20 protein-coding genes are annotated in these 21,246 nt (G+C 60.8%); 13 read left to right on the plus strand and 7 right to left on the minus strand.

Going from position 1 to position 21,246, the window contains the following annotated elements:
- Positions 1-590 precede the first annotated feature (590 nt).
- Positions 591-1,100 (minus strand): disulfide bond formation protein B, encoded by a 510-nt coding sequence (locus tag DTP52_RS19715; RefSeq protein ID WP_109754837.1) that lies wholly within the window; start codon positions 1,098-1,100, stop codon positions 591-593.
- Between the two features lie 590 nt (positions 1,101-1,690).
- Complete coding sequence (gene hmpA / locus DTP52_RS19720; RefSeq protein WP_109754838.1) at positions 1,691-2,872, minus strand: NO-inducible flavohemoprotein; 1,182 nt, start codon at positions 2,870-2,872, stop codon at positions 1,691-1,693.
- Between the two features lie 152 nt (positions 2,873-3,024).
- On the opposite strand from hmpA, the gene norR reads away from it, so the two are divergent.
- The 5 genes from norR to DTP52_RS19750 all read left to right on the plus strand — a co-directional run bounded on the left by norR (position 3,025) and on the right by DTP52_RS19750 (position 8,200).
- Positions 3,025-4,581 carry a nitric oxide reductase transcriptional regulator NorR gene (norR, locus tag DTP52_RS19725; RefSeq protein WP_109754839.1) on the plus strand — a complete coding sequence of 519 codons (1,557 nt, stop codon included), beginning with the start codon at positions 3,025-3,027 and terminating at the stop codon, positions 4,579-4,581.
- A gap of 282 nt (positions 4,582-4,863) precedes the next feature.
- Positions 4,864-5,766, plus strand: a complete 903-nt coding sequence (locus tag DTP52_RS19735; protein ID WP_109754840.1) for a chemotaxis protein CheV — start codon at positions 4,864-4,866, stop codon at positions 5,764-5,766.
- Between the two features lie 98 nt (positions 5,767-5,864).
- On the plus strand, positions 5,865-6,191 hold the full coding sequence (locus tag DTP52_RS19740) for a hypothetical protein (protein ID WP_109754841.1): 327 nt from the start codon (positions 5,865-5,867) through the stop codon (positions 6,189-6,191).
- A 78-nt stretch (positions 6,192-6,269) separates the two neighbouring features.
- Positions 6,270-7,019 (plus strand): YkgJ family cysteine cluster protein, encoded by a 750-nt coding sequence (locus DTP52_RS19745; RefSeq protein ID WP_109754842.1) that lies wholly within the window; start codon positions 6,270-6,272, stop codon positions 7,017-7,019.
- Between the two features lie 209 nt (positions 7,020-7,228).
- Positions 7,229-8,200, plus strand: a complete 972-nt coding sequence (locus tag DTP52_RS19750) for a D-glycerate dehydrogenase (protein WP_109754843.1) — start codon at positions 7,229-7,231, stop codon at positions 8,198-8,200.
- Between the two features lie 45 nt (positions 8,201-8,245).
- On the opposite strand, the gene DTP52_RS19755 is transcribed toward DTP52_RS19750, so the two are convergent.
- Positions 8,246-9,148 carry a DMT family transporter gene (locus DTP52_RS19755; protein WP_109754844.1) on the minus strand — a complete coding sequence of 301 codons (903 nt, stop codon included), beginning with the start codon at positions 9,146-9,148 and terminating at the stop codon, positions 8,246-8,248.
- Positions 9,149-9,288: 140 nt separating this feature from the next.
- Between DTP52_RS19755 and DTP52_RS19760 the strand changes: the two genes are divergently transcribed.
- A complete protein-coding gene (locus tag DTP52_RS19760; RefSeq protein ID WP_109754845.1) occupies positions 9,289-10,164 on the plus strand; it encodes a helix-turn-helix domain-containing protein in 876 nt (291 codons plus the stop codon).
- A gap of 270 nt (positions 10,165-10,434) precedes the next feature.
- Here the strand turns inward: DTP52_RS19760 and DTP52_RS19765 are convergent, their stop codons facing one another.
- Complete coding sequence (locus tag DTP52_RS19765; RefSeq protein ID WP_109754846.1) at positions 10,435-10,845, minus strand: HPF/RaiA family ribosome-associated protein; 411 nt, start codon at positions 10,843-10,845, stop codon at positions 10,435-10,437.
- 507 nt (positions 10,846-11,352) lie between these two features.
- Between DTP52_RS19765 and DTP52_RS19770 the strand changes: the two genes are divergently transcribed.
- A complete protein-coding gene (locus DTP52_RS19770; RefSeq protein WP_109754847.1) occupies positions 11,353-11,670 on the plus strand; it encodes a DUF3509 domain-containing protein in 318 nt (105 codons plus the stop codon).
- On the opposite strand, the gene DTP52_RS19775 is transcribed toward DTP52_RS19770, so the two are convergent.
- Positions 11,667-12,167, minus strand: a complete 501-nt coding sequence (locus tag DTP52_RS19775; RefSeq protein ID WP_047699631.1) for a phosphate-starvation-inducible protein PsiE — start codon at positions 12,165-12,167, stop codon at positions 11,667-11,669. The genes DTP52_RS19770 and DTP52_RS19775 overlap by 4 nt on opposite strands.
- A gap of 321 nt (positions 12,168-12,488) precedes the next feature.
- Here DTP52_RS19775 and DTP52_RS19780 point away from each other — a divergent pair, with 321 nt between their 5' ends.
- Positions 12,489-12,749 carry a YebG family protein gene (locus tag DTP52_RS19780; RefSeq protein WP_003205410.1) on the plus strand — a complete coding sequence of 87 codons (261 nt, stop codon included), beginning with the start codon at positions 12,489-12,491 and terminating at the stop codon, positions 12,747-12,749.
- A 65-nt stretch (positions 12,750-12,814) separates the two neighbouring features.
- Here the strand turns inward: DTP52_RS19780 and DTP52_RS19785 are convergent, their stop codons facing one another.
- Complete coding sequence (locus DTP52_RS19785) at positions 12,815-14,206, minus strand: PLP-dependent aminotransferase family protein (RefSeq protein WP_109754848.1); 1,392 nt, start codon at positions 14,204-14,206, stop codon at positions 12,815-12,817.
- A gap of 342 nt (positions 14,207-14,548) precedes the next feature.
- Here DTP52_RS19785 and DTP52_RS19790 point away from each other — a divergent pair, with 342 nt between their 5' ends.
- From DTP52_RS19790 to glyA, 5 genes are all read left to right on the plus strand, one after another.
- Positions 14,549-15,754 carry a benzoate/H(+) symporter BenE family transporter gene (locus DTP52_RS19790; RefSeq protein WP_109754849.1) on the plus strand — a complete coding sequence of 402 codons (1,206 nt, stop codon included), beginning with the start codon at positions 14,549-14,551 and terminating at the stop codon, positions 15,752-15,754.
- Positions 15,751-16,923, plus strand: coding sequence for an FAD-binding oxidoreductase (locus DTP52_RS19795; RefSeq protein WP_109754850.1), 1,173 nt, complete (start codon positions 15,751-15,753; stop codon positions 16,921-16,923). Before DTP52_RS19790 ends, DTP52_RS19795 begins: the two co-directional genes overlap by 4 nt.
- A gap of 27 nt (positions 16,924-16,950) precedes the next feature.
- A complete protein-coding gene (locus DTP52_RS19800; protein ID WP_109754851.1) occupies positions 16,951-17,382 on the plus strand; it encodes a Rid family detoxifying hydrolase in 432 nt (143 codons plus the stop codon).
- A 94-nt stretch (positions 17,383-17,476) separates the two neighbouring features.
- Positions 17,477-18,730, plus strand: a complete 1,254-nt coding sequence (gene thrC / locus DTP52_RS19805; RefSeq protein ID WP_109754852.1) for a threonine synthase — start codon at positions 17,477-17,479, stop codon at positions 18,728-18,730.
- 11 nt (positions 18,731-18,741) lie between these two features.
- A complete protein-coding gene (gene glyA / locus DTP52_RS19810) occupies positions 18,742-19,980 on the plus strand; it encodes a serine hydroxymethyltransferase (RefSeq protein WP_109754853.1) in 1,239 nt (412 codons plus the stop codon).
- Between the two features lie 137 nt (positions 19,981-20,117).
- Here the strand turns inward: glyA and DTP52_RS19815 are convergent, their stop codons facing one another.
- Entirely contained in the window at positions 20,118-21,137 is a 1,020-nt protein-coding gene (locus tag DTP52_RS19815; RefSeq protein ID WP_109754854.1) for a Glu/Leu/Phe/Val dehydrogenase dimerization domain-containing protein, read from the minus strand.
- Between the last annotated feature and the right edge of the window lie 109 nt (positions 21,138-21,246).

Raw genomic sequence — 21,246 nt, forward strand, 5'->3', positions numbered from 1 at the left:
TTCCATTTGGTGCGGATAGTTGGAGGCACCGACACCTGGGGTCGCATGGGGCGCTGGCGCCCTTCGACCACTCTCGTGCTCAAGCTTGAGCCGGGTCGGAAAATCGGTGCGGGCGATTGTAGTGAGCTGACGCGCTGTAGACCATGTCTCATCCCGAAATAATTTTTATCCGATCCGGCAACAATCTCTTGCCGATATTGCAACGGGCAAGCATGTTATCGAAATTCATTCTCAACAAGAACCCCAAAAAACGTAGGCCTACTACGCCCGATTTAGACAGCTCGGGAGGACCGCCAAGCGCTTTTTTGCCCGGCAAGCGCCCAGTTTTCGGGGCCTCTGGCGCCTGACGCTTCGCTGTTAAAAATGCCTGCTGCCAGCGATGCGCTTGTTGCGAAAGCAGACGTTTTTTTATTACAGGGAGAAGCGTTTAATCGGCCTCGCAAAGGCAGAGCGCCTCAAGATATGTGACAACATGTCGCACATTGTCGCAGGCCATTCTTGCCTCGGATCAAGGACGACCCGGCTCGAGAGTGAAATGCAAAACGCCCCGGCTCTCCTGGAGAGAAACCGGGGCGTTTCATTAAGGCGGTTCAGCGAATCTGTTTACGGTTACGCGACACCAGCAACGGCACCAGCACCGCCGTCAACACGAAAGCCACCAACGCCCATTGCGCCAGGGACAGACCCAGGATCGGTGGGTAGGGGGTGGAGCAAAAGCCATCGACCTGGAAGCCCAGCGGGAAGATCTTCGCCAGCGGCAGGTCATCGACAATCGGTTGCAACACGTCGATACCGCAGCTGACCGCGGGGAAGAACTGGGTGTACACGTGATGCCCCGCCACCCCGGCACCGGCCAGGGCGCTGAGCACCACCAGGCCTTCGAAGATCGTCAGGCTGCGACGGGTGCGCATGGCTGCGCCGATGAAGGCGAAAATCGCGATCAGCAACAGCGCATAGCGTTGCAGGATGCACAGCGGGCATGGCGCCTCACCGAGGGCCACCTGCATGTACAGCGCACCGCCGATCAGTGCCAGGCAGATCAGCCCCAGCAGCACCAGGTAGCGCCGCTCACGGCCCAACCGCATCATTTCCTCACTCATTGCGTTTCCCTTTGTCTGCATGGATCGACGCGCAGCACGGCAACACTCGGGTGCGCGCTCGGATGCCCGAAGTCTACACGCAGACCATGACAGTGAACGAGCAGCGGGCGTCGACATTGGAGGGGAATAGACCGCAAGAAGGTTAAGAGCAGATTAATGCGGGTCCGTTGGACAGGGGCGGACCTGCCGCCGCTATCGCGAGCAAGCTCGCTCCCACAGGGGGATTTGGGGCGAATGCGGATTTTGTCACCACACAGATCCAGGGTGGGAGCGAGCTTGCTCGCGATAGCGGTGGGTCAGCTTGCATTGATGTTGAATGTGCCGGTGCCATCGCGAGCAGGCTCGCTCCCACAGTTTTTTTGTGGCGTTCACAGGAATCGTGTCCACCACAAATCCCCTGTGGGAGCGAGCTTGCTCGCGATAGCGGTGGATCAGCTTGCATTGATGTTGAATGTGCCGGTGCCATCGCGAGCAGGCTCGCTCCCACAGTTTTTTGTGGCGTTCACAGGAATCATGTCCACCACAAATCCCCTGTGGGAGCGAGCCTGCTCGCGATGAGGCCAACCCGGTTCCCCGGATTAGCCGTGACCTTACTCCAGCGCCGCCGCCGGGCCGAAGAATTCGTAACGGCTCTGCTGGTCCGGCACACCCAAGGCCTTGAGGTGGCGCTTGACGGCCCCCATGAAACCCTTCGGCCCGAGGAAATAGGCGTCCAGGTCACGTTGCTGCGGCAGCCATTGCGCCAGTTGCTCCTGGCTCAACAGCCCCACCTTGTCGGCCGCCGGGCTCAAGCCGTCGTCTTCGTCGTAGCAGTAGAAGCGCTTGAGCTGCGGATGCCGCTTGGCCAGGTCGTCGATCCAGTCGCGGAAAGCATGGGCACTGCCGTTGCGCGCACAGTGAATGAAATGCACCGGCCGCTCGGTTTGCAGCGCCGCCTGCAACATGGCCAGGGTCGGGGTGATGCCGACGCCGCCACTGATCAGCACCAACGGCTTGTCGCTGGCGGTCAGGTAGAAATCCCCGGACGGCGGGAACAACTGGATGCGACTACCGACATCGAAATGATGATGCAGGTGATTGGACACCCGCCCACCCGGCTCGCGCTTGACGCTGATACGGTACTGACCATTGTCCGCCAGGGCCGACAGTGAATAGTTGCGGCGCACTTCCTCGCCATCGAGCATCAGCTTCATGCCAATGTACTGGCCCGGTTCGGCCACCAGGATCGGGCCCTTGTCCGCAGGTTCAAAGTAGAACGAGGTGATCTCCGAGCTTTCCTGGACCTTGGCCGTCAGGATGAACTCTCGTTCGCCACGCCAGCCGCCCGGCGCCTCGGCCTTCTTGTCGTACATGCCGGCTTCGGCGCCGATCAGGATATCGGCCAACTGGTTGTAGGCTGCGCCCCACGCCGCAATCACTTCGGGCGTGGCGATCTCTGCGCCCAGCACTTCGGCGATTGCCCGCAACAGGCATGAACCGACAATAGGGTAATGTTCCGGCAGGATCTGCAGGGCAACATGCTTGTTGACGATCTTCGCCACCAGGTCGCCCAGTTGATCGAGCTGGTCAATGTGCCGTGCATACATCAACACACCGTTGGCCAAGGCACGCGGTTGATCGCCGCTGGCCTGGTGAGCCTGGTTGAACAGCGGGCGCACCTGCGGGTACTCGGACAGCATCATGCGATAGAAGTGAGTGATCAACGCTTCACCCCCGCTTTCCAGCAACGGAACGGTGGAGCGAATGATGGCGCGTTCTTCTCGACTGAGCATAGGGTGACTCCTGGCATATGACCGATAACAGTTACCTAAGCCTTATCAGTTTCCATGCCATAAATTTTTCCATTTAATATCAGCAAGTTAAGAACACTGTAGTCATAACGACACGACGCGCTTTATAGTCGTTACGACTACATGGAGTCATTATGACCGCAACCGCCCTGCTGACCTCCCTGCTGCCACTGGTGGCCGATCTGTCCCGCGAATTGCCTGAAGGCGAACGCTATCGTCGCCTGCTCGGCACCTTGCGCGCCCTGCTGCCCTGCGATGCGGCGGCGTTGTTGCGCCTGGACGGCGACTGCCTGGTGCCGCTCGCCGTGGATGGCTTGAGCACCGATACACTGGGCCGGCGGTTCCGGGTCAGCGAACATCCGCGCTTCGAAGCACTGCTGGCCAACCCGCAGCCCACCCGCTTCGCCGCCGACAGCGGCCTGCCCGATCCGTATGACGGGCTGGTCGAAGGGTTGGCCGAGCATCTGGAGGTTCATGACTGCATGGGCTGTCCGCTGTTCGTCGACGAGCGCCCCTGGGGCCTGCTGACCCTCGACTCACTGGACCCGGAGCGCTTCGAGCCCATCGACCTGAGTGCCCTGCAAGCCTTCGCCAGCCTCGCCGCCGCCACGGTCAGCGCCGCCGAGCGCATCGAGCGGCTGGCCTTGAAGGCCGAGGACGAGCACCGTCGCGCCGAGGTCTATCGCCAGGCCAGCGGCCAGCAACCTCGCGACATGGTCGGCCAGAGCAAGGCCCACAAGCGCCTGGTGGAAGAGATCGCGCTGGTGGGCGGCAGTGACTTGACCGTACTGATCACAGGCGAAACCGGTGTGGGCAAGGAACTGGTCGCCCAGGCCATCCATGCCGCGTCAAAACGCGCCGAGCAGCCACTCATCAGCCTCAATTGCGCCGCCCTGCCGGATACGCTGGTGGAAAGTGAACTCTTCGGCCATGTACGAGGCGCCTTCACCGGCGCCACGAACGACCGGCGCGGCAAATTCGAACTGGCCGACGGCGGCACCTTGTTCCTCGATGAGGTGGGTGAGCTGTCCCTGACCGTCCAGGCCAAGTTGCTGCGAGTGCTGCAGAGCGGCCAACTGCAACGCCTGGGCTCGGACAAGGAACATCGGGTCGACGTACGCCTGATCGCGGCCACCAATCGCGACCTTGCCGAAGAAGTGCGCAACGGCCGATATCGGGCCGACTTCTACCATCGCTTGAGTGTGTATCCGTTGCAGGTGCCGGCGCTGCGTGATCGTGGGCGGGACGTGCTGCTGATCAGCGGGTTCTTCCTGGAGCAGAATCGTTCGCGCATGGGCCTGGGCAGCCTGCGCCTGACCAGCGATGCCCAGGCGGCATTGCTGGCCTACGACTGGCCGGGCAACGTGCGCGAACTGGAACACCTGATCGGCCGCAGCGCCCTGAAGGCCTTGGGTCGGTGCACGACACGCCCGAAAATCCTCAGCCTCAGCGCCCAGGACCTGGATTTGCCCCAGGCTCCTGTGGATAACCCCGCACCTTCGTCCCTCAGTCCGGTACCGGCCATGGCGCAGGTGAGGGGGGACTTGCGCGAAGCGGTGGACGAGTTCCAGCGCCAACTGATCGCGGCCTGCCTGGAGCGTCACCAGCACAACTGGGCCAGCGCCGCCCGGGAGCTGGGTCTGGACCGGGCAAACCTGGGGCGGATGGCAAAACGGCTTGGCCTGAAATAGTGGCTGGAGGTGCTTTTGTGGCGAGGGAGCTTGCTCCCGCTGGGCTGCGAAGCAGCCCCTATCAACGGCAGCGCGGTTTCGAATCTTACGACCGCTACGCGGCCGAGCGGGAGCAAGCTCCCTCGCCACAAAAGCTATCCCGCACAAAGACCTGATGACGGCAATCAATGCTATCGACAAGCTTTTGCCCTAAAGCCTGTCCCCGACAAGTCGATAACCCAATATCACAAGCTGTTCTGGCGATCGGTATGCTCGCCCCACCTTTTTCCACAGAAGGTTTTTATGTCTTCCAACAAAGCCCGCGCAGATTCACTTTCGCTTCTGCTGTTTACCTTGCGCAGCGGCAAGCTGATGGCGATCAACCTGCTCAAGGTCAGTGAGATCATTCCCTGCCCACCGTTGACCAAGCTGCCGGAGTCGCATCCGCACGTCAAAGGCATCGCCACCCTGCGCGGGACATCGTTGTCGGTGATCGACCTGAGCCGCGCCATTGGCGAGCGGCCACTGGAAGATCCGGATGGCGGCTGCCTGATCGTCACCGACGTCAGTCGCTCCAAACAGGGTCTGCATGTGCAGGCGGTGAGCAAGATCGTGCATTGCCTGACCACCGACATCAAACCGCCGCCCTACGGTTCCGGCGGTGTGCGCTCGTTCATCACCGGCGTGACCTCGGTGGACGGTACGCTGGTGCAGGTACTGGACATCGAAAAGGTCATCCACGGCATCGCACCGGCGCAGATCGAAACCGCGCCAACCGAATTGAGCATGGAAGACGCCGAAGTCCTGGGCAACGCACGGATCCTGGTGGTCGATGACAGCCAGGTCGCACTGCAACAATCGGTGCACACCCTGCGCAACCTGGGCCTGCAATGCCACACTGCTCGCAGTGCCAAGGAAGCCATCGAGTGCCTGCTGGACCTGCAAGGCACGGCCGAACAAATCAACCTGATCGTCTCCGACATCGAAATGTCGGAGATGGACGGGTACGCCCTCACCCGGACCCTGCGCGAAACGCCGGACTTCGCCCACCTCTACGTGTTGCTGCACACCTCGCTGGACAGCGCCATGAACAGCGAAAAGGCCCGGCTGGCCGGCGCCAACGGCGTGCTCACCAAGTTCTCCTCGCCGGAACTGACCAAATGCCTGATCACAGCGGCCAAGGCTGTTGCCGAGCAAGGTCACTGAGGCACACCCGATCGGTCCCGGGCGGCCTGGGATCGATCGTCGCCCGGCACCATTCAGGCATACTCCTGCCCTGGCCTCCCAGAATAAGGACATTGCTGATGAAACCCCAAACCCTGATCCTCCTTGGCCTCACTGCCCTGGCCCCCCAGACCCACGCCTCCAGTCCCGACGCGTGGGCAGCCCACGATAAAGCCGTACTCGCCAGTTGCCTCAAGACCAGCAGTTTGAAAGACGCCGAACCGGTAGGCACTGCCGCACAATTCGACGACCGCGTCGGTTACACCGCGTTGCTGCTGCAAGGCCAGTACCCGCAAAAGCACATGAAAGGCGCGAGTGGCACCGAGCTGTGCCTCTATCGCAAGAAAACCAAGACAGCCTATGTCACCGAGTGGGACTCGATCCGTCCGACCGATAGCGCCCGGTGAATGGCGCATAACTTGCTTCGCAACAGCTGATAGGCGTGTTTCCGTCGCCGTGTTTCAGCCTTCCCCATCGGTCGCCCAATGAACACAACGTTTTCCTGCGTAGGGTGCGGCAAATGCTGCACCGATCACCACGTTCCCCTGACCCTCGACGAGGCCCGCATGTGGGCGGACGATGGCGGCCAGGTGATTGTCCTGGTGGAGGCCTTCCTACCGAACGGCCTCGGCCTGCCGACGGTACAACGCGAGCATGCCGAGCGCCGCTCGGCGGTGGTCCACAGCGGCAGCACCGAGGCCTTTGTGGCGATCACTTTTGCCGCCTACAACGTCGGCCGCTGTCGGAATCTTGACGAAGAAAACCTCTGTCGCATCTATGAGCGTCGCCCCTTGGTGTGCCGTATCTATCCGATGGAAATCAATCCGCACATTCCCCTCAATATCGCCGTCAAGGAATGCCCTCCCGAGTCATGGGAAACCGGGCCACAACTGATACTCGGCGGTGAACTGGTCGACCAGGAACTGGCTCGGTTGATCGAACGCTCACGCCAGGCCGACCGTGAAGAGATCGCCATCAAGGACCGCATCTGCGCCGCCCTCGGCATCCGCACGACGGCCCTCAAGGGCGACGGTTTCACCGCATACCTGCCGGACATGAGCGCATTCGTGGCAGCCCTCGATGAGGCGCGCCGGCAACCGGCGCAACAACACTTCAGTCAATGGCAGTTCCATCTGTCTGGCGACGACGTGGCCAGCCAGGTATCGGCCTGTGGCGCACAGGTGGTCACTGAAGCGCCAGTCAATTACGCCTTTATTTCCTTGCGGGCGGCATAAACAGCCAAGGCATGAAGTAGAAGCCCCTGTGGGAGCGAGCCTGCTCGCGATAGCGGTCTGTCAGCCACCGCTATATGACTGATGCAACGCCGTCGCGAGCAGGCTCGCTCCCACAACGGTTTTGCCACGCTCAGCCGCTCTCCCCCTCGCCTAACCCTCGCCAGGAATGTTAGCGTGCTTGGTATCTTCTCCCAGACGAGCCTTGCACGATGAAAAAAACCGTACTTGCCTTCAGCCGTATCACGCCCCAGATGGTCGAGCGCCTGCAACAGGACTTCGACGTGATCGTGCCGAGCCCGTCCAAGGGCGACATCAACGCACAGTTCAACGAAGCCCTGCCCCACGTCCATGGGCTGATCGGGGTCGGTCGCAAGCTCGGGCGCGAGCAGTTGCAGGGCGCTGCGAACCTGCAAGTGGTCGCCAGTGTCTCGGTGGGCTACGACAACTATGACCTGGCCTACTTCAATGAGCGCGGGATCATGCTCACCAACACCCCCGACGTACTCACCGAAAGCACCGCCGACCTGGCCTTCGCCCTGCTGATGAGCAGCGCCCGTCGCGTAGCCGAGCTGGACGCCTGGACCAAGGCCGGGCAATGGCAGGCGACAGTCGGGCCGCAATTGTTCGGCAGCGATGTGCATGGCAAGACCCTGGGTATCGTCGGTATGGGCAACATCGGTGCAGCCATTGCACGGCGCGGCCGGCTGGGCTTCAACATGCCGATCCTCTACAGCGGCAACAGCCGCAAGACCGAGCTGGAAAACCAGTTGGGCGCACAATTTCGCGAGCTGGATCAGTTGCTGGCCGAAGCGGACTTCGTCTGCCTCGTGGTGCCATTGAGCGAGAAGACCCGTCACCTGATCGGCCAGCGCGAACTGAGCCTGATGAAACCGAGCGCCATCCTGGTCAACATTTCCCGTGGCCCGGTGGTGGATGAACCGGCGCTGATCGAAGCCTTGCAAAACAATCGCATCCGCGGTGCCGGGCTGGATGTCTACGAGAAAGAACCGTTGGCCGAATCGCCGCTGTTCCAGTTGAAGAACGCCGTCACCCTGCCCCATATCGGCTCGGCGACCCACGAAACCCGCGAAGCCATGGCCAATCTTGCTGTGGATAACTTGCGCAGCGCTTTGCTGGGCGAGCGTCCGCAGAACCTGGTCAACCCGCAGGTCTGGAAGTAACCCGCCTGGCAGGCCCTGTCGGGCGGGCCTGCCATTCCTTTCGATTCAGCGAGCGCCCAAGACCACATTTGCTGGCGCTGGTCGCGGCTTGCGAAATACCAGCACGTTGCCCAGCATGACCAGGACCAATCCCACCAATGCCGGCGCGGTCCACTGATAGCCCTCGGCAAACGCCGAGACGTTCAACGCCACCACCGGGAACAACACCGTGCAATACGCCGCCCGCTCCGGCCCCATGCGCCCCACCAGCGTCAGGTAGGCGGTAAAGCCGATCACCGACCCCGGGATCACCAGGTACAACAGCGAACCGATGTAGCGCGTGTTCCATTCCATGTCGAACGGGATGTCCTGGAACAGGCACCACAGCGACAGCATGGCCGCGCCGTAGGCCATGCCCCAGGCATTGGTGGTCAGCGGCTTGAGGCCGGCTTTCTGTTGCAGGCTCGAGAGCATGTTGCCCGCCGAGAAACACAAGGTCCCCAGCAACGCCAGCGCCAACCCAAGCAAGGTTTGCGGACTTGCGCTGTGGCCGGCCAGCTCCGGCCAGAACAGCAGCGCCAACCCCAGCAGACCCAGGGCACCACCCAACAGCACGTTGCGCGCGATCCGCTGACCGAAGAACACGCGGGCATTGAGGGCATTCCAGAGCGTGGCGGTGGAAAACACCACGGCGACCAAACCACTGGGAATCCATTGGCTGGCGGTCAGGAAGCACATGAAGTTGATGCAGAACAGACACAGGCCCTGGGCAATGCAAATCAAATGGCCGCGCCGCCCCATCACCTGCAAGCGCCGGCTGAGCAAGAGCATCGCAAACAGAATCAGAGCCGCGAGACCGAAGCGATAGACAATCGACACGGGAATGGCGACCACGCCCAATTGCAATTTCAGCGCAATCCAGGTGGTGCCCCAGATGAGCACGGTGAGCAGATACAACGAGAGGTTCATGGCGACGACTCCTGACAATGACAGCCAGTGTCACGCCACTGCGCCTGCGGCACTTGCGTAAACTTGCGGTTTTTGTCGACAGACAGGCTGGCACGCCCCCATCGACGGAGTAGGATGCAAGGCGTTGGAGAGAACCGATCATGCCCACACTGCAAACCCTGCAAGTCTTTCAAGCCCTCAACAGCTCGCCCAATGCTCGCCTGGAGCACAGTGCCGAGCTCGGGGACGGCATGGCGGCCGCTTTGTGGAGCAATCATCACGACGCCCGGGACTATGAGGCGCCGACCCACCATACGCTGTCGTGCTACATCGCCGGCGGCACCGGCACGTTTCGCCGCGAACGGCCCGACACCACGGGGGCACCGGACAAACTCTGCATCCTGCCGGCCGGGCATGAGTCAGCCTGGGTCATCAACGGCGACATTCGCCTCGCCCACCTGTATTTCAGCGCTGAACAATTCGCCCTGGGGTGCGTCACGCTGCTGGATCGCGAGCCTCGACAGGTGCAATTGCACGAGGAGACATTCCTCGACGACCCGCGACAGGCACAGCGTTTTCGCCAGTTGATTGCGCTGAACTGGGATGAACCGGGCGAACGCCTGCTGACCACCAGCCTGGCCCACGATCTGCTCAACCACCTGCTGCTCAGCCAGGTGGGCCAGCGCCAAGGGCTTCGCCTCAAGGGCGGCCTGGCCGCTCACCAGCGGCGGTTGCTGGTGGATTACGTCGACAGCCACCTGGCCGACGCCATCAGTCTCGGTCAATTGGCGGCGCTGTGTGCGTTGTCCGAATACCACTTCGCGCGGATGTTCCGCGAAAGCTTCGGGCTGCCGCCTCACCAGTACGTACTGGCTAGACGCTTGACCTGCGCGCAACACTTGCTGCGCACCACTTCACAACCGCTGGGCGACGTAGCACTGGCCTGCGGGTTTGCCAGCGCCAGCCACTTCACCAACCGGTTCCGCCAGGCCCTGGGCGCGACGCCCGGAGAGTATCGGCAGGCGTTTTTGCGCTAGCCCCGGCTATCGCCATCGCGAGCAGGCTCGCTCCCACAGAAGTCCTATGCTGAACATGAAACTCAAACCCACTGAAGATCCAGTGTGGGAGCGAGCCTGCTCGCGATGACGTCGGCACATCCAACATCCATGCAAGCTGCCCCACCACTATCGCGAGCAGGCTCGCTCCCCCATCGATTGCGCTTCTCCAGATAACAGTTCACATACAAAAACAAAACGGGCCTGCAATTGCAGGCCCGTTGTTCAGTCGAAATTGAAATGGACGGGGTTTCAGCCGTGAAGCGAAGCCCGTTCGTTCTCGAGGAATTCTTCTTCCAGCAGCGCATCGGCCAAGGCTACGGATTCGCTCGGCTTGTCAACGGCGGCGCGCTTGCCGCGCAGTTTGCCGAACAAATGCTCCAGGGCATTTTCAAGTTTGGTGGCCGCACCTTCGATCGCCAGTTCCAGCGATTCGGCCTTGTGCGTCACGGAAATCGGCTGATGGCCCTTCGGCCGTGCTTCAAGCTGGCAGCGCAGGTCATGGGGACCCGGCTTGTCGCCGTTCTCATCGCGCAAATGAACCTCGACCCGTGTCAGGTCCTCTTCATAACGTTCGAGCGTGCTTTCGATGGTAGTACGTACCCACTCCTCCAGTCGGATGCTGCTTTGAATATGGTTATCGCTGTTGACTTGGATTTGCATAGTTCATCCCTTATTTCAGCTAGCTCGCCGGGGGCCATCGACGTTGATGCAACGGCCCCTTGAATACAGAGTCGGGCTGGCGGAGGAACAATTCAACCCCTGGGAAAAGATAAATATTCATATGCAAATAAAGCCGGACAACGAGCAAAAGCGCTGTTAATGTCGGGAGTTACCCCTGCCCTGCCTATCCAGCGCAAATCGTCCCTGCCTCCTGCACCGTCAACGAACATCCGCGCGTTATTGCCCCGAAACGGGCAGCGGCCACGGCCGCATTCCAGAGCGTTCGGCGCCCAGGCTCCGCGATCATTGTCCGACAGTTTTTCCGGCATGCCACTTGCTAACTCTATGCAGGAGCTGCCGCAGGCCGCGGTCTTTTGATCCTGGGCCTGCCCGGCCCCGGAATCTTGAGATGAACACGATCATGGAATGGCCGATGGTCTGGTGTTGCGAACTAATCCCGATCACGGCCGGTCAACAACTGCACGTTCAATCAGGCGGTGACGCATCATGGACAACCCTTTTCAGATCATTACCGACGCCTTTGCGCCGCATTATCAAATCAACCTGAGTATTCAGGGCCTGGACGGCAGCATTATGCTGACCCTGTCCAAGAGCGGGCGCGTCGTCGCCAAACGCATGATCAGCGCCCAGCAGCGCAACGATCCGGAGCGGCTCAAGCGCTTGGTGCAGAGCATTCAATTCGGTATCGCCATCGAACAGGGCCACAGCGCCGTGGCCATCCTCGAAGCAATGACCGGCGGTGACAACATCAAGCTGCCACCACCGCACGCACAGGGGCCAGCCTCCGCCGCCACCGGCCTCTAGATTTCCCCCTTCTCCACTTCGGCATGCTCACTGGAGCCCGCGCCAACCTTGCGGTGCGGGTGCTCGATCTTGACCGAAGGGAATTGCGACGACGCATAGCGCACCACCAGGATCGAAAACGCCAGTAGCAGGATGCCTCCGCACAGGTAAATGATCCCCAGGTCTGGTGGGCTGTGATGGGAAACATTGGAAATCAGCAGCCGTGTCAGCGCCGTGATCGCCACGTAGATCAGAAACCGCACCGGCATGTGGTTGGTCTTGAAGTAGATCCCGACCATCGCCCCCAATTCCAGGTAGATGAACAACAGCAGGATGTCATCGATCTTGATGTGTCCTGCCTCGATCATCTGCAAGAATTCCATCACCGCAGCCCACGCGGTCACCGCACCGATGGCGAACAGCGCCAGGTAGTGAAAGGTCTCGACGAACAGGTTTCCCAGGGATTCGGCCAGTTGATGGACGTTCTGGCGCAAATTCTCGGCCCAGTTGATTTTCACGATGTAGTTTCCTTAGGTCGGCTCGACCGGATGATGCGGGTTGGACGTGACGGTTGTTCTGCATGCAGAAAAAAGGCCAGCGACTGAGAGTGAGATGGCGATAGGCTGGTATGCGGCACTTTTGGTGGCTTCATGCGGCCGGATCGCGAGCAAGCTTTGCTCCCACACAAGCTTTGCTCACATTAGCTTCGCGCTCACATGCCGAAACCGGTCTACATTAAAAAGCCACTATCCAAAGCAAAAGGATTCGCTTATTCTTTTGCCTGTATATAAATACAGTAGTCACAAAGACAACCAATGTGAAGGCATGTGAGGTGGTGAATGGCCGTCGAAGTGGTATACCGCAGCAGCCGAGATCTGGAGCGCTTGTTCATGGATAAAGCCGAAGCTGACCGTCATGACAAAATGCTGGAACTCGCCGAATTGCTGGCGGAGGTGTTGCAAAAAGCCGTTCCATCGCTGAGCGAGCAACAGGTCGAGGAAGCCGGGATCTACATGGCGAAGAATCGTGATGTGTTCGCCAAGGCTTTCAAGAGCCAGCCGGACGCCTTGTCCGAACTGCTCAACCCGTCGGACGAATGACCAAGAGATCGCCGCCTTTGGCAGCGCCTACACCGCGTAGGCGCTGCCAAAGGCGGCGATCTTTTTCAATAATAACGGCGTGGATCTGAATCGATCAGGCTGGCCAGCTTGGTCAGGGCGAAGCGCAGTTCATCCTGGCTGGTGGGCGACATCAACACCAACCGTACACATCGCGTAGTCCCCGAACGCTCAGCCTGGAACTGGGTGCCACTGAGCACCAATACACCGTTGGCCCGGGCGAGCATGGTGAATTCGTCGCTGGTCCAGGGCTCCGGCAGTGTCAACCAGACGTGATAGGAATACGGCTGGGTCTTGAGCTCGAAATTGGCAAAGATTTCCCGGGCGATGGCTTGTCGCCCCGCCGCCTCGTTGCGCTGGATGCGGATCAGTTTCTTGTCCAGGCCTTCGGTAATCACATTGCTGGCCAACTGCGCGGTCAACGGCGACGGCATCCAGACACTGCTGCGCACCATCGAGGTCAGGCGCGACAGCAGTTTCGGCGGGCTGTAGATGTAACCGACACGAAGCGCCGGCATGACCGATTTCGACAGGCTGGTCAGGTACACCGACCGCTCCGGCGCAAAGGCCGACAGTGGCTTGATCGACGGATCGGTGGCCAGGAAACCATAGATGTCATCGTCCAGGATGATGAAGTCGAATTCCTCGGCAAGCGCAGCGATCTGGGCCCGACGCTTCTGCGACATGATCGCCGCCGTCGGGTTCTGGCACGTCGCCACGCAGACCAGCATCGCCGGCTTCTCCCGCAGGCACAGTTCGCGCAATGCTTCGGGAATGATGCCTTCGTCATCCATCGGCACGCCACGCAGGCGGCGCTCGAGGCCATGGGCCAGGGAAATGATGCCGGGGTAGCAAAGCGCTTCGCAGAGCACCAGGTCACCGGCGTTGGTCAGGGCGCTCATCGCGACCATCAAGCCATGCTGGGCCCCTGCGGTAATCACCACTTGCTGCCATTGCGCGTCGGGCAATGAATGGCGCAACCACTGCGCACCCGCCTCGCGATGAGCCGGGTGACCGCCATCCGGCGCGTAATCCAGTGCGCGAGCGAAATCGGTGCTTTTGGCCATGCCCACCAACGCACCGCGCAACCAGTACTCCAGGGTTTCGCTGTAGGGCTTGATGATCGAAAGATCGAGCAGTTCGGATTGCCCCAGGTTCAGCGGCGCGGAGGCACTGTTGCTTGCCGGCAGTTCCAGCTGCTTCTGGTTGAGCACGTAGGTGCCACGCCCCACTTCCCCCTGCACCAACCGACGCCGGTGGGCTTCGCTATAGGCCCGGCTGATGGTGCCCGGCGTGACATTCAAGGTGGTGGCCAGCTCTCGCAAGGTCGGCAGGCGATCGCCCTCGTTCAACACGCCATTGTTGATATCGCGCGCCAACGCATCGGCAATCGACAGATACATCGGCTGGTTGAACTCGCTTAGCTGGGGAACCCACATGAATGATCACTGCCCATCGTAGAAATGATGAATATCCGAGCATATCACATGGAGGTTAGGCAACTAATAATTCGACACAATCAACACATTGAGTCGATTGATTCGATTATTGAATGCTTTTTCAACGCGGCGTGAAGAAATTTTTACGAGCAATAATATTTATAAAAATCAAATAGTTAATCAAAAATAAAACCAAAAACAGCCCGTAATAGCAGAAAAATATCTCGTAACAATCCCGCCCCCTATTGAATCAACTCAATCCATTCAAATACACTGATCTAGAATCGAAGCAATCGACTCAATCATCCACCGCGCGCTCCTGTCGCGCCAAGTCGAGACATCATGGACACACTCAGAAAGGATCTATCCCTCTCAGCGGTGATTGCGGGCTTCATCGCCGTGATCATCTCCTACGCCGGCCCGCTCATCATCGTGTTCCAGGCAGCCAAGGAAGCGCACCTGCCCAACGACGTGGTGTCTTCATGGATCTGGGCCATTTCCATCGGCAGCGGGATTACCGGCCTGTTCCTGAGCTGGCGCCTGCGTGTTCCAGTCATCACCGCGTGGTCGACGCCAGGGGCGGCGTTGCTGGTGTCGATGCTGCCCACCGTGACCCTGCCCCAAGCCATCGGGGCCTATGTGGTGGCGTCGGTGATCATCGCGCTGGTCGGTCTGTCCGGGGCGTTCGACAAGCTGATGAGTCGCCTGCCCAAGGCCATTGCCGCCGCCATGCTCGCCGGCATCCTGTTCCGCTTTGGCGCCGAGCTGTTCATGTCGATCAAGTTGCAGCCGGCATTGGTGCTGGCGATGATCGCGGCATACCTGGTCTTCAAGCGCTTTTCGCCACGCTACGCGATCCTGTCGGTATTGATCGTCGGTTGCGCGGTGGCCGCCTCGTTCGGTGAACTCAACAGCAGCTCGATCACCATTGCCGTGGCCCAGCCGGTCTTCATCGCCCCTGAATGGAACTGGCACGCAATCATCAACATCGGCCTGCCCCTGGCGTTGGTGACCTTGACCGGCCAGTACGTGCCTGGCATGGCGGTGTTGCGCACCTCGGGCTACAACACGCCTGCGCGCTCGATCATCTCCGTCACTGCGATTGGCTCGGTGCTGATGGCTCCATTCGGCTCCCACGGCTTTAACCTGGCGGCCATTACCGCAGCGATCTGCACCGGCCGCGAAGCCCACGAGGACCGCGACAAACGCTACATGGCCGGGATTGCCTGCGGGGTGTTCTACATTCTGATGGGCACCTTTGGCGCCACCCTGGCCTCGGTGTTCTCCGCCCTGCCGAAAGAATTGATCGCATCCCTCGCCGGCCTCGCCTTGTTTGGCGCGATCAGTGCCGGGCTGAGCGGCGCCATGGCTGACGAGAAGCAACGTGAAGCTGCCTTGATCACCTTCCTGGTGACGGCTTCGGGCATGAGTTTCCTGGGCCTGGCCGCCGCATTCTGGGGGTTGATCTTCGGCCTCGTGGCGCACTTCGTTCTGACTTACACCCGCGAAAGCAAAGCCGCCGTTATCGCCGAGGGCAGCCGACCATGACCGCACGTTACGACTTCATTGTGATCGGTGGCGGCATCGCCGGCGTGTCTGTCGCTTATGAATTGGCGGCCCATGGCAGCGTCTGCCTGCTCGAACAGGAACAGCAACTGGCCTATCACACCACGGGGCGTTCAGCCGCGATCTCGATGGAAAGCTACGGCAACCAACAGATCCGCTCACTGACCTGCGCATCCCGCAACTTCTTCGAAAACCCGCCCGAGGGCCTGGCCGAACATCCGCTATGGGCACCACGGGGCGCGCTGATCGTGGCCCAGGCGGCTCGGGTGGACAAACTCAAAGCGCGTTTCAGCGCCGTACTGGGGCAAGTGCCCACGGCCGAGCTGCTCGACGACAAGCAAGTGCTGGAACTGGTCCCCTACCTCGCCGAAGGCGCCTGGAGTGCAGGGATCTACGAGCCCAGCGCCTTCGACCTGGACGTACATGGCATCCACGGTGCCTACCTCGGTGGGCTGCGTGCCCGCGGAGGGGTGATCAAGCGTGAGACCCAAGTGCTGCGTGGCGAATATCGCGATGGGCACTGGCGCTTGCACACCCAGGATGGCCAACAACTGCAAGCCGCCATCGTGGTCAACGCCGCCGGGGCCTGGGCCGATGAACTCGCCGAGCGCTGCGGCGTGCCCAAGGTCGGTGTCCGCCCGTTGCGGCGCACCGTGCTGGCGGTCGATCCACAATGCGATGTGCACCACACGCCCTACCTGGGGACGGTGGACGAGGACATTTTCATCAAGCCCGAAGCCGGGCGACTGATCGTCTCCCCGTGCGATGAAAGCCCTTCGCTGCCCTGTGACGCGCTACCGGAAGAGCTTGACCTGGCCATCACCATGGATCGCCTGCAAAACACCACGCGCCTGCGCCCGCGCTCGATCATCAATAAATGGGCAGGCCTGCGCACCTTCGTCGCCGACCGCTCGCCGGTGCTCGGCCAAGACCCACAGCAAGAGAGTTTTATCTGGCTCGCGGCCCTCGGTGGCTACGGCATCCAGGCAGCCCCCGCCATTGCACGCCTGTGCAGCCATGCGGCGCTGGGCATCGCCATGCCGGATGACCTGGCGGCGCTGCAACTCAACTACCAGCACTTTTCTCCGGCCCGTTGCCGCGACGAGGAATTTTCCAGCCTGGCCGTCAAGCAGGTTGCCGATTTGCACTAACCCATCCACTTAACAAGGAACGTCACCATGCAAACCACCGCTCAAATCCAGCCCGCCGCCAAACCTTTCCTGGGCGAAGAAAACGTGATCTTCACCGACAAGGCGCCACTGCCGCTGGGCACCTATTCCCAGGGCATCAAGGTCAATCACGGGCAGACCATCTACCTGTCGGCACAAACCCCGGTCTCGGCGCTGAACAACGAAGTGCTGGCCAAGGATTTCGAAGGCCAACTGCGCCAGACCCTCGACAACCTGGTGCAAATGGCCGAAGCGGCAGGTGGCACCCTGGCGAACGTGGTCAAGGTCACGGCATTCATCACTGACCTGAGCGAGTTCCCGACCCTCAATCGCGTCATGGAAGAGTACTTCACCAAGCCGTATCCGGCCCGCACCACCGCCGGCGCCAGTGCGCTGGCACGCAATACCCTGGTTGCCATCGACGCCATCATGGTGATTTGAAACACCTTCTGTCAGCGGAGTGCCCGTCGGTCCGGTGAGCTGGACCGACGTTGGCAAGGAAAGCACCAGCACAGCGTACTTTCAGAGGGTGACCATGAAAAATTCGTACAGAGAGTATGTATTGCAGTGCCTGGTTTGCGATCGAAGCTACCAGCCCCATGAGGTCAGCTACTACTGCCCTCATTGCAAAGTCGATGGCGCCCTGGACGCGCTTTACGATTATCCGAAACTCAAGCGCGAATGGTCCCGGGACAGCCTGGCCCATGACCACGCTCGTGGCATGTGGCGCTATGACCGCTTGATGCCGTTGAGCTCGACGCAATTCATTCCACCGTTACTGGTGGGCAACACGCCGCTGTACTCGCGCCCGGAATTGCTCGGTAAAGGTGCCCGGATCAAAGTCTTCGTGAAAGACGAATCACGGCAACCGACCGGGTCGTTGAAGGATCGCGCCAGCGCCCTGGCGGTGGCCCACGCCATGCAATCCGGTGCGCGTACCGTGGCGGTGGCCAGCACCGGCAATGCCGCTTCGGCATTGGCCGGGATGAGCGCCAGCCTGGGTTTGCACAACGTCATTTACCTGCCCAGGAGCGCGCCCCGCGAAAAGCTCGCGCAGATGCAGGGCTACGGCGCCGAGATCGTGCTGGTGGATGGGCAATATGACGAAGCCTTCGAACAATGCCTCAACGCCTGCGAAGACCACGGTTGGTACAACCGCACCACCGGGATCAACTCGTACATGAGCGAAGGCAAGAAAACCGTCGCCTTCGAAATGTGCGAACAACTCAACTGGCAGGTACCGGACCTGGTGTTCGTACCCGTCGGCAACGGCTGCATCCTGGGTTCGGTCTACAAGGGCTTTTTCGACTTGCTGCAATTGGGCTGGATCGAACGCATTCCACGCCTGATCGGCGTGCAGGCCGAGCACAGCAACTTCATGTACCGCGCCTGGCGCAACGACCGCTCGATGCAGAAGACCGAACGCCTGCCGCCCACCAGCCTGGCCAGCAGCATCAATGTGGCGCTGCCACGTGATCGCCTCAAGGCCATGCGCGCGGTTACCGCCAGTGGCGGTGAGTTCATCTGCGTCAGCGACCCGAGCATTGTCGCCGCCGCCTCCCGATTGGCCGCCAGCACCGGCGTGTTTCCAGAAGCCGGCGCCGCCAGCGCCTTCGCCGGCCTGCTCAAGTATGCAGAAACACACCCCGACACGGCGCAAACCGCCGTGATCCTGATTACCGGTAGCGGTTTGAAAGACACCTCCATTTTTCTGTCCAGCTCGGCCAAAAGCCATCCACGAGCGTTGCCGCATCACGTGACTGCGCCACCGGCCGAAGCGCTTATCTAAGGAATCACACCATGAGCCTGCAAAATTTCGACCCCGCCATTGCCCGCCTGATCGACCGCGAGCGCAATCGCCAGGAAACCCACCTGGAGCTGATCGCTTCGGAAAACTATGTCAGCGAAGAAGTGCTCCAGGCCCAGGGCTCGGTACTGACCAACAAATATGCCGAAGGTTATCCGGGCAGGCGCTACTACGGCGGCTGCAAAGTCGTCGATGAGGTCGAGAACCTGGCCATCGAACGTGCTCGCAAACTGTTCAACTGCGAATACGTCAACGTGCAACCGCATTCGGGCTCCCAGGCCAACCAGGCGGTGTTCCTGGCGGTACTCGAACCCGGCGATACGATCCTGGGCATGTCCCTGGCCCACGGCGGCCACCTGACCCACGGCGCCTCGGTGAATTTTTCCGGCAAGATGTACCGGGCCTTTTCCTATGGCCTGGACACGGCAACCGAAACCCTCGACTACGAAGAGATGGAAGCCCTGGCCAGGGAACACCGGCCCAAGATGATCATCGCCGGAGCCTCGGCCTATTCGCGGACCATCGACTTCCAGCGCTTTCGCAAGATCTGCGATGAAATCGGCGCCTACCTGATGGTGGACATGGCGCACTACGCCGGGTTGATCGCCGCCGGTGTCTACCCGTCGCCGGTTGGCATCGCCGACTTCATAACCTCCACCACCCACAAGACCTTGCGCGGCCCGCGCGGTGGCTTGATCCTGGCCAAGGCGCAATATGCCGCCCTGCTCGACAAGACGATTTTCCCGGTGTACCAGGGCGGCCCACTGATGCACGTCATCGCCGCCAAAGCCGTGGCGTTCAACGAAGCCTTGGGCGACGGATTCAAGCATTACCAGCAGCGGGTGATCGACAACGCCCGCGTCATGGCCGATGTCCTGACCCGACGCGGCTTGCGGGTAGTGTCCGGTGGTACCGACTGCCACATGTTCCTGCTCGATCTGCGCTCGATGAACATCACCGGCAAAGACGCCGAGGCCCTGCTGGAAAGTGCCCACATCACCCTGAACAAAAACGCGATCCCCAATGATCCGCAGAAACCGGCGATCACCAGCGGCATTCGCATCGGAACGCCGGCATTGACCACACGCGGCTTTGGCGAAGCAGAATGCGCCGAAGTGGCGAACTTGATCGCCGACCTGCTGGAACAACCGGACAACGCCGCGCGCCTGGATAACACCCGGCGCCGGGTGATGCATTTGTGCGAATGCTTTCCGGTGTATCTGTTGAGGTGATTCAGCTGTGGGAGCAAAGCTTGCTCGCGATGAACGATGACTCGGTTAGCCTGAACAGTCGCGACGCCTGCATCGCTGGCAAGCCTTGCTCCCACAGATAGGCTGCTTCACTGCTACCCATTACTTCCTTTTGATTTTCAGCGGTACAACAGACGCTCCGCCAGCTCATCGGCCACCCGGGCCGGTGAGCGCTTCTCCGCCTGGGCGTGAGCGAAGACTTCCGTGAGCCGGGCGCCGATCTTCGACAAATGCGCGGTGATCGTCGACAGTTCTTCGCCACGATGCTTCAACGCGACGTAGATCAGCCCGCCGGAATTGATCACATAGTCCGGCGCATAGAGAATTCCACGTCTTTCCAACTGGTCGGCCACCTGCAGGTTGCTCAACTGATTATGGGCCGAGCCGGCCACGGCCGAGCAACGCAGTTGCGCCACGCTGTGGCTGTTGAGCACGCCGCCCAGGCCGCAAGGGGCAAGGATGTCGCAAGGGGTACTGAGCAACGCATCGTTGGCGATCGGATGAGCGCCCAGTTGCTCCATCGCCAATTGCACCTTGCCTGGGTCGATGTCGCTGACCAGCAGTTCGGCGCCCGCCGCGTGCAGCTGTTCGGCCAGGGCATAACCGACATTGCCCAAGCCCTGGATCGCCACCCGCAGGCTTTCGAGATTATCGCTGCCCAGGCGGGCCATAGCGGTGGCACGGATGCCGGCAAATACGCCCATTGCCGCGTGGGGCGCAGGGTCTCCCGAGGCGGTGGTGCTGGTGACATGGCGAGTCTGCTGGGCGATGCAATCCATGTCGGCCACCGACGTACCGCTGTCGATGGCGGTGATGTAGCGCCCGTCCAATTGCTCGATACAACGACCGAAGGCTTCGAAGAGCGCCGCCCGACTCTCGACATGGGCTGGACGCATGATTACCGCGACCCCGCCGCCCACAGGCAAGCCAGCCAGCGCCGCCTTATAGCTCATGCCTTGGGCCAGGCGCACGGCGTCAGCCACGGCACTTTCGTCGTCGGGGTAGGCAAGATAACGACAGCCCCCCAGGGCGGGCCCGGGACGGCTGCAATGAATGGCAATCACCGCCTTCAACCCGGTCGTCGGGTCTACGCTTAGGTGCAGCGATTCAAGGCGGGAGCTTTGCATGAGAGCAAACATCGTAAGGCTCCCGAATCACTTTTGTTTGTTTCGCCAGTATAGGCGTGCGGCCGAAATTTGCTGGAGCACGCCGGAATAAGCCGCCGGGATTGCCAGTCTTTTTCGGCAT

The organism is Pseudomonas sp. 43mfcvi1.1 (assembly GCF_900115935.1).
Classification (GTDB): domain Bacteria; phylum Pseudomonadota; class Gammaproteobacteria; order Pseudomonadales; family Pseudomonadaceae; genus Aquipseudomonas; species Aquipseudomonas bijieensis.

Bases quoted from the DNA above. Each gene is read 5' to 3' on its own strand.
- DTP52_RS19815 (WP_109754854.1), bottom strand. From the start codon at position 21,137: ATGTTTGCTCTCATGCAAAGCTCCCGCCTTGAATCGCTGCACCTAAGC.
- DTP52_RS19785 (WP_109754848.1), bottom strand. From the start codon at position 14,206: ATGTGGGTTCCCCAGCTAAGCGAGTTCAACCAGCCGATGTATCTGTCG.
- hmpA (WP_109754838.1), bottom strand. From the start codon at position 2,872: ATGCTCAGTCGAGAAGAACGCGCCATCATTCGCTCCACCGTTCCGTTG.
- DTP52_RS19735 (WP_109754840.1), top strand. From the start codon at position 4,864: ATGTCTTCCAACAAAGCCCGCGCAGATTCACTTTCGCTTCTGCTGTTT.
- glyA (WP_109754853.1), top strand. From the start codon at position 18,742: ATGAGCCTGCAAAATTTCGACCCCGCCATTGCCCGCCTGATCGACCGC.
- DTP52_RS19800 (WP_109754851.1), top strand. From the start codon at position 16,951: ATGCAAACCACCGCTCAAATCCAGCCCGCCGCCAAACCTTTCCTGGGC.
- DTP52_RS19745 (WP_109754842.1), top strand. From the start codon at position 6,270: ATGAACACAACGTTTTCCTGCGTAGGGTGCGGCAAATGCTGCACCGAT.
- norR (WP_109754839.1), top strand. From the start codon at position 3,025: ATGACCGCAACCGCCCTGCTGACCTCCCTGCTGCCACTGGTGGCCGAT.
- DTP52_RS19750 (WP_109754843.1), top strand. From the start codon at position 7,229: ATGAAAAAAACCGTACTTGCCTTCAGCCGTATCACGCCCCAGATGGTC.
- DTP52_RS19780 (WP_003205410.1), top strand. From the start codon at position 12,489: ATGGCCGTCGAAGTGGTATACCGCAGCAGCCGAGATCTGGAGCGCTTG.
- DTP52_RS19795 (WP_109754850.1), top strand. From the start codon at position 15,751: ATGACCGCACGTTACGACTTCATTGTGATCGGTGGCGGCATCGCCGGC.
- DTP52_RS19740 (WP_109754841.1), top strand. From the start codon at position 5,865: ATGAAACCCCAAACCCTGATCCTCCTTGGCCTCACTGCCCTGGCCCCC.
- DTP52_RS19765 (WP_109754846.1), bottom strand. From the start codon at position 10,845: ATGCAAATCCAAGTCAACAGCGATAACCATATTCAAAGCAGCATCCGA.
- DTP52_RS19770 (WP_109754847.1), top strand. From the start codon at position 11,353: ATGGACAACCCTTTTCAGATCATTACCGACGCCTTTGCGCCGCATTAT.
- DTP52_RS19790 (WP_109754849.1), top strand. From the start codon at position 14,549: ATGGACACACTCAGAAAGGATCTATCCCTCTCAGCGGTGATTGCGGGC.
- DTP52_RS19715 (WP_109754837.1), bottom strand. From the start codon at position 1,100: ATGAGTGAGGAAATGATGCGGTTGGGCCGTGAGCGGCGCTACCTGGTG.
- thrC (WP_109754852.1), top strand. From the start codon at position 17,477: ATGAAAAATTCGTACAGAGAGTATGTATTGCAGTGCCTGGTTTGCGAT.
- DTP52_RS19760 (WP_109754845.1), top strand. From the start codon at position 9,289: ATGCCCACACTGCAAACCCTGCAAGTCTTTCAAGCCCTCAACAGCTCG.
- DTP52_RS19755 (WP_109754844.1), bottom strand. From the start codon at position 9,148: ATGAACCTCTCGTTGTATCTGCTCACCGTGCTCATCTGGGGCACCACC.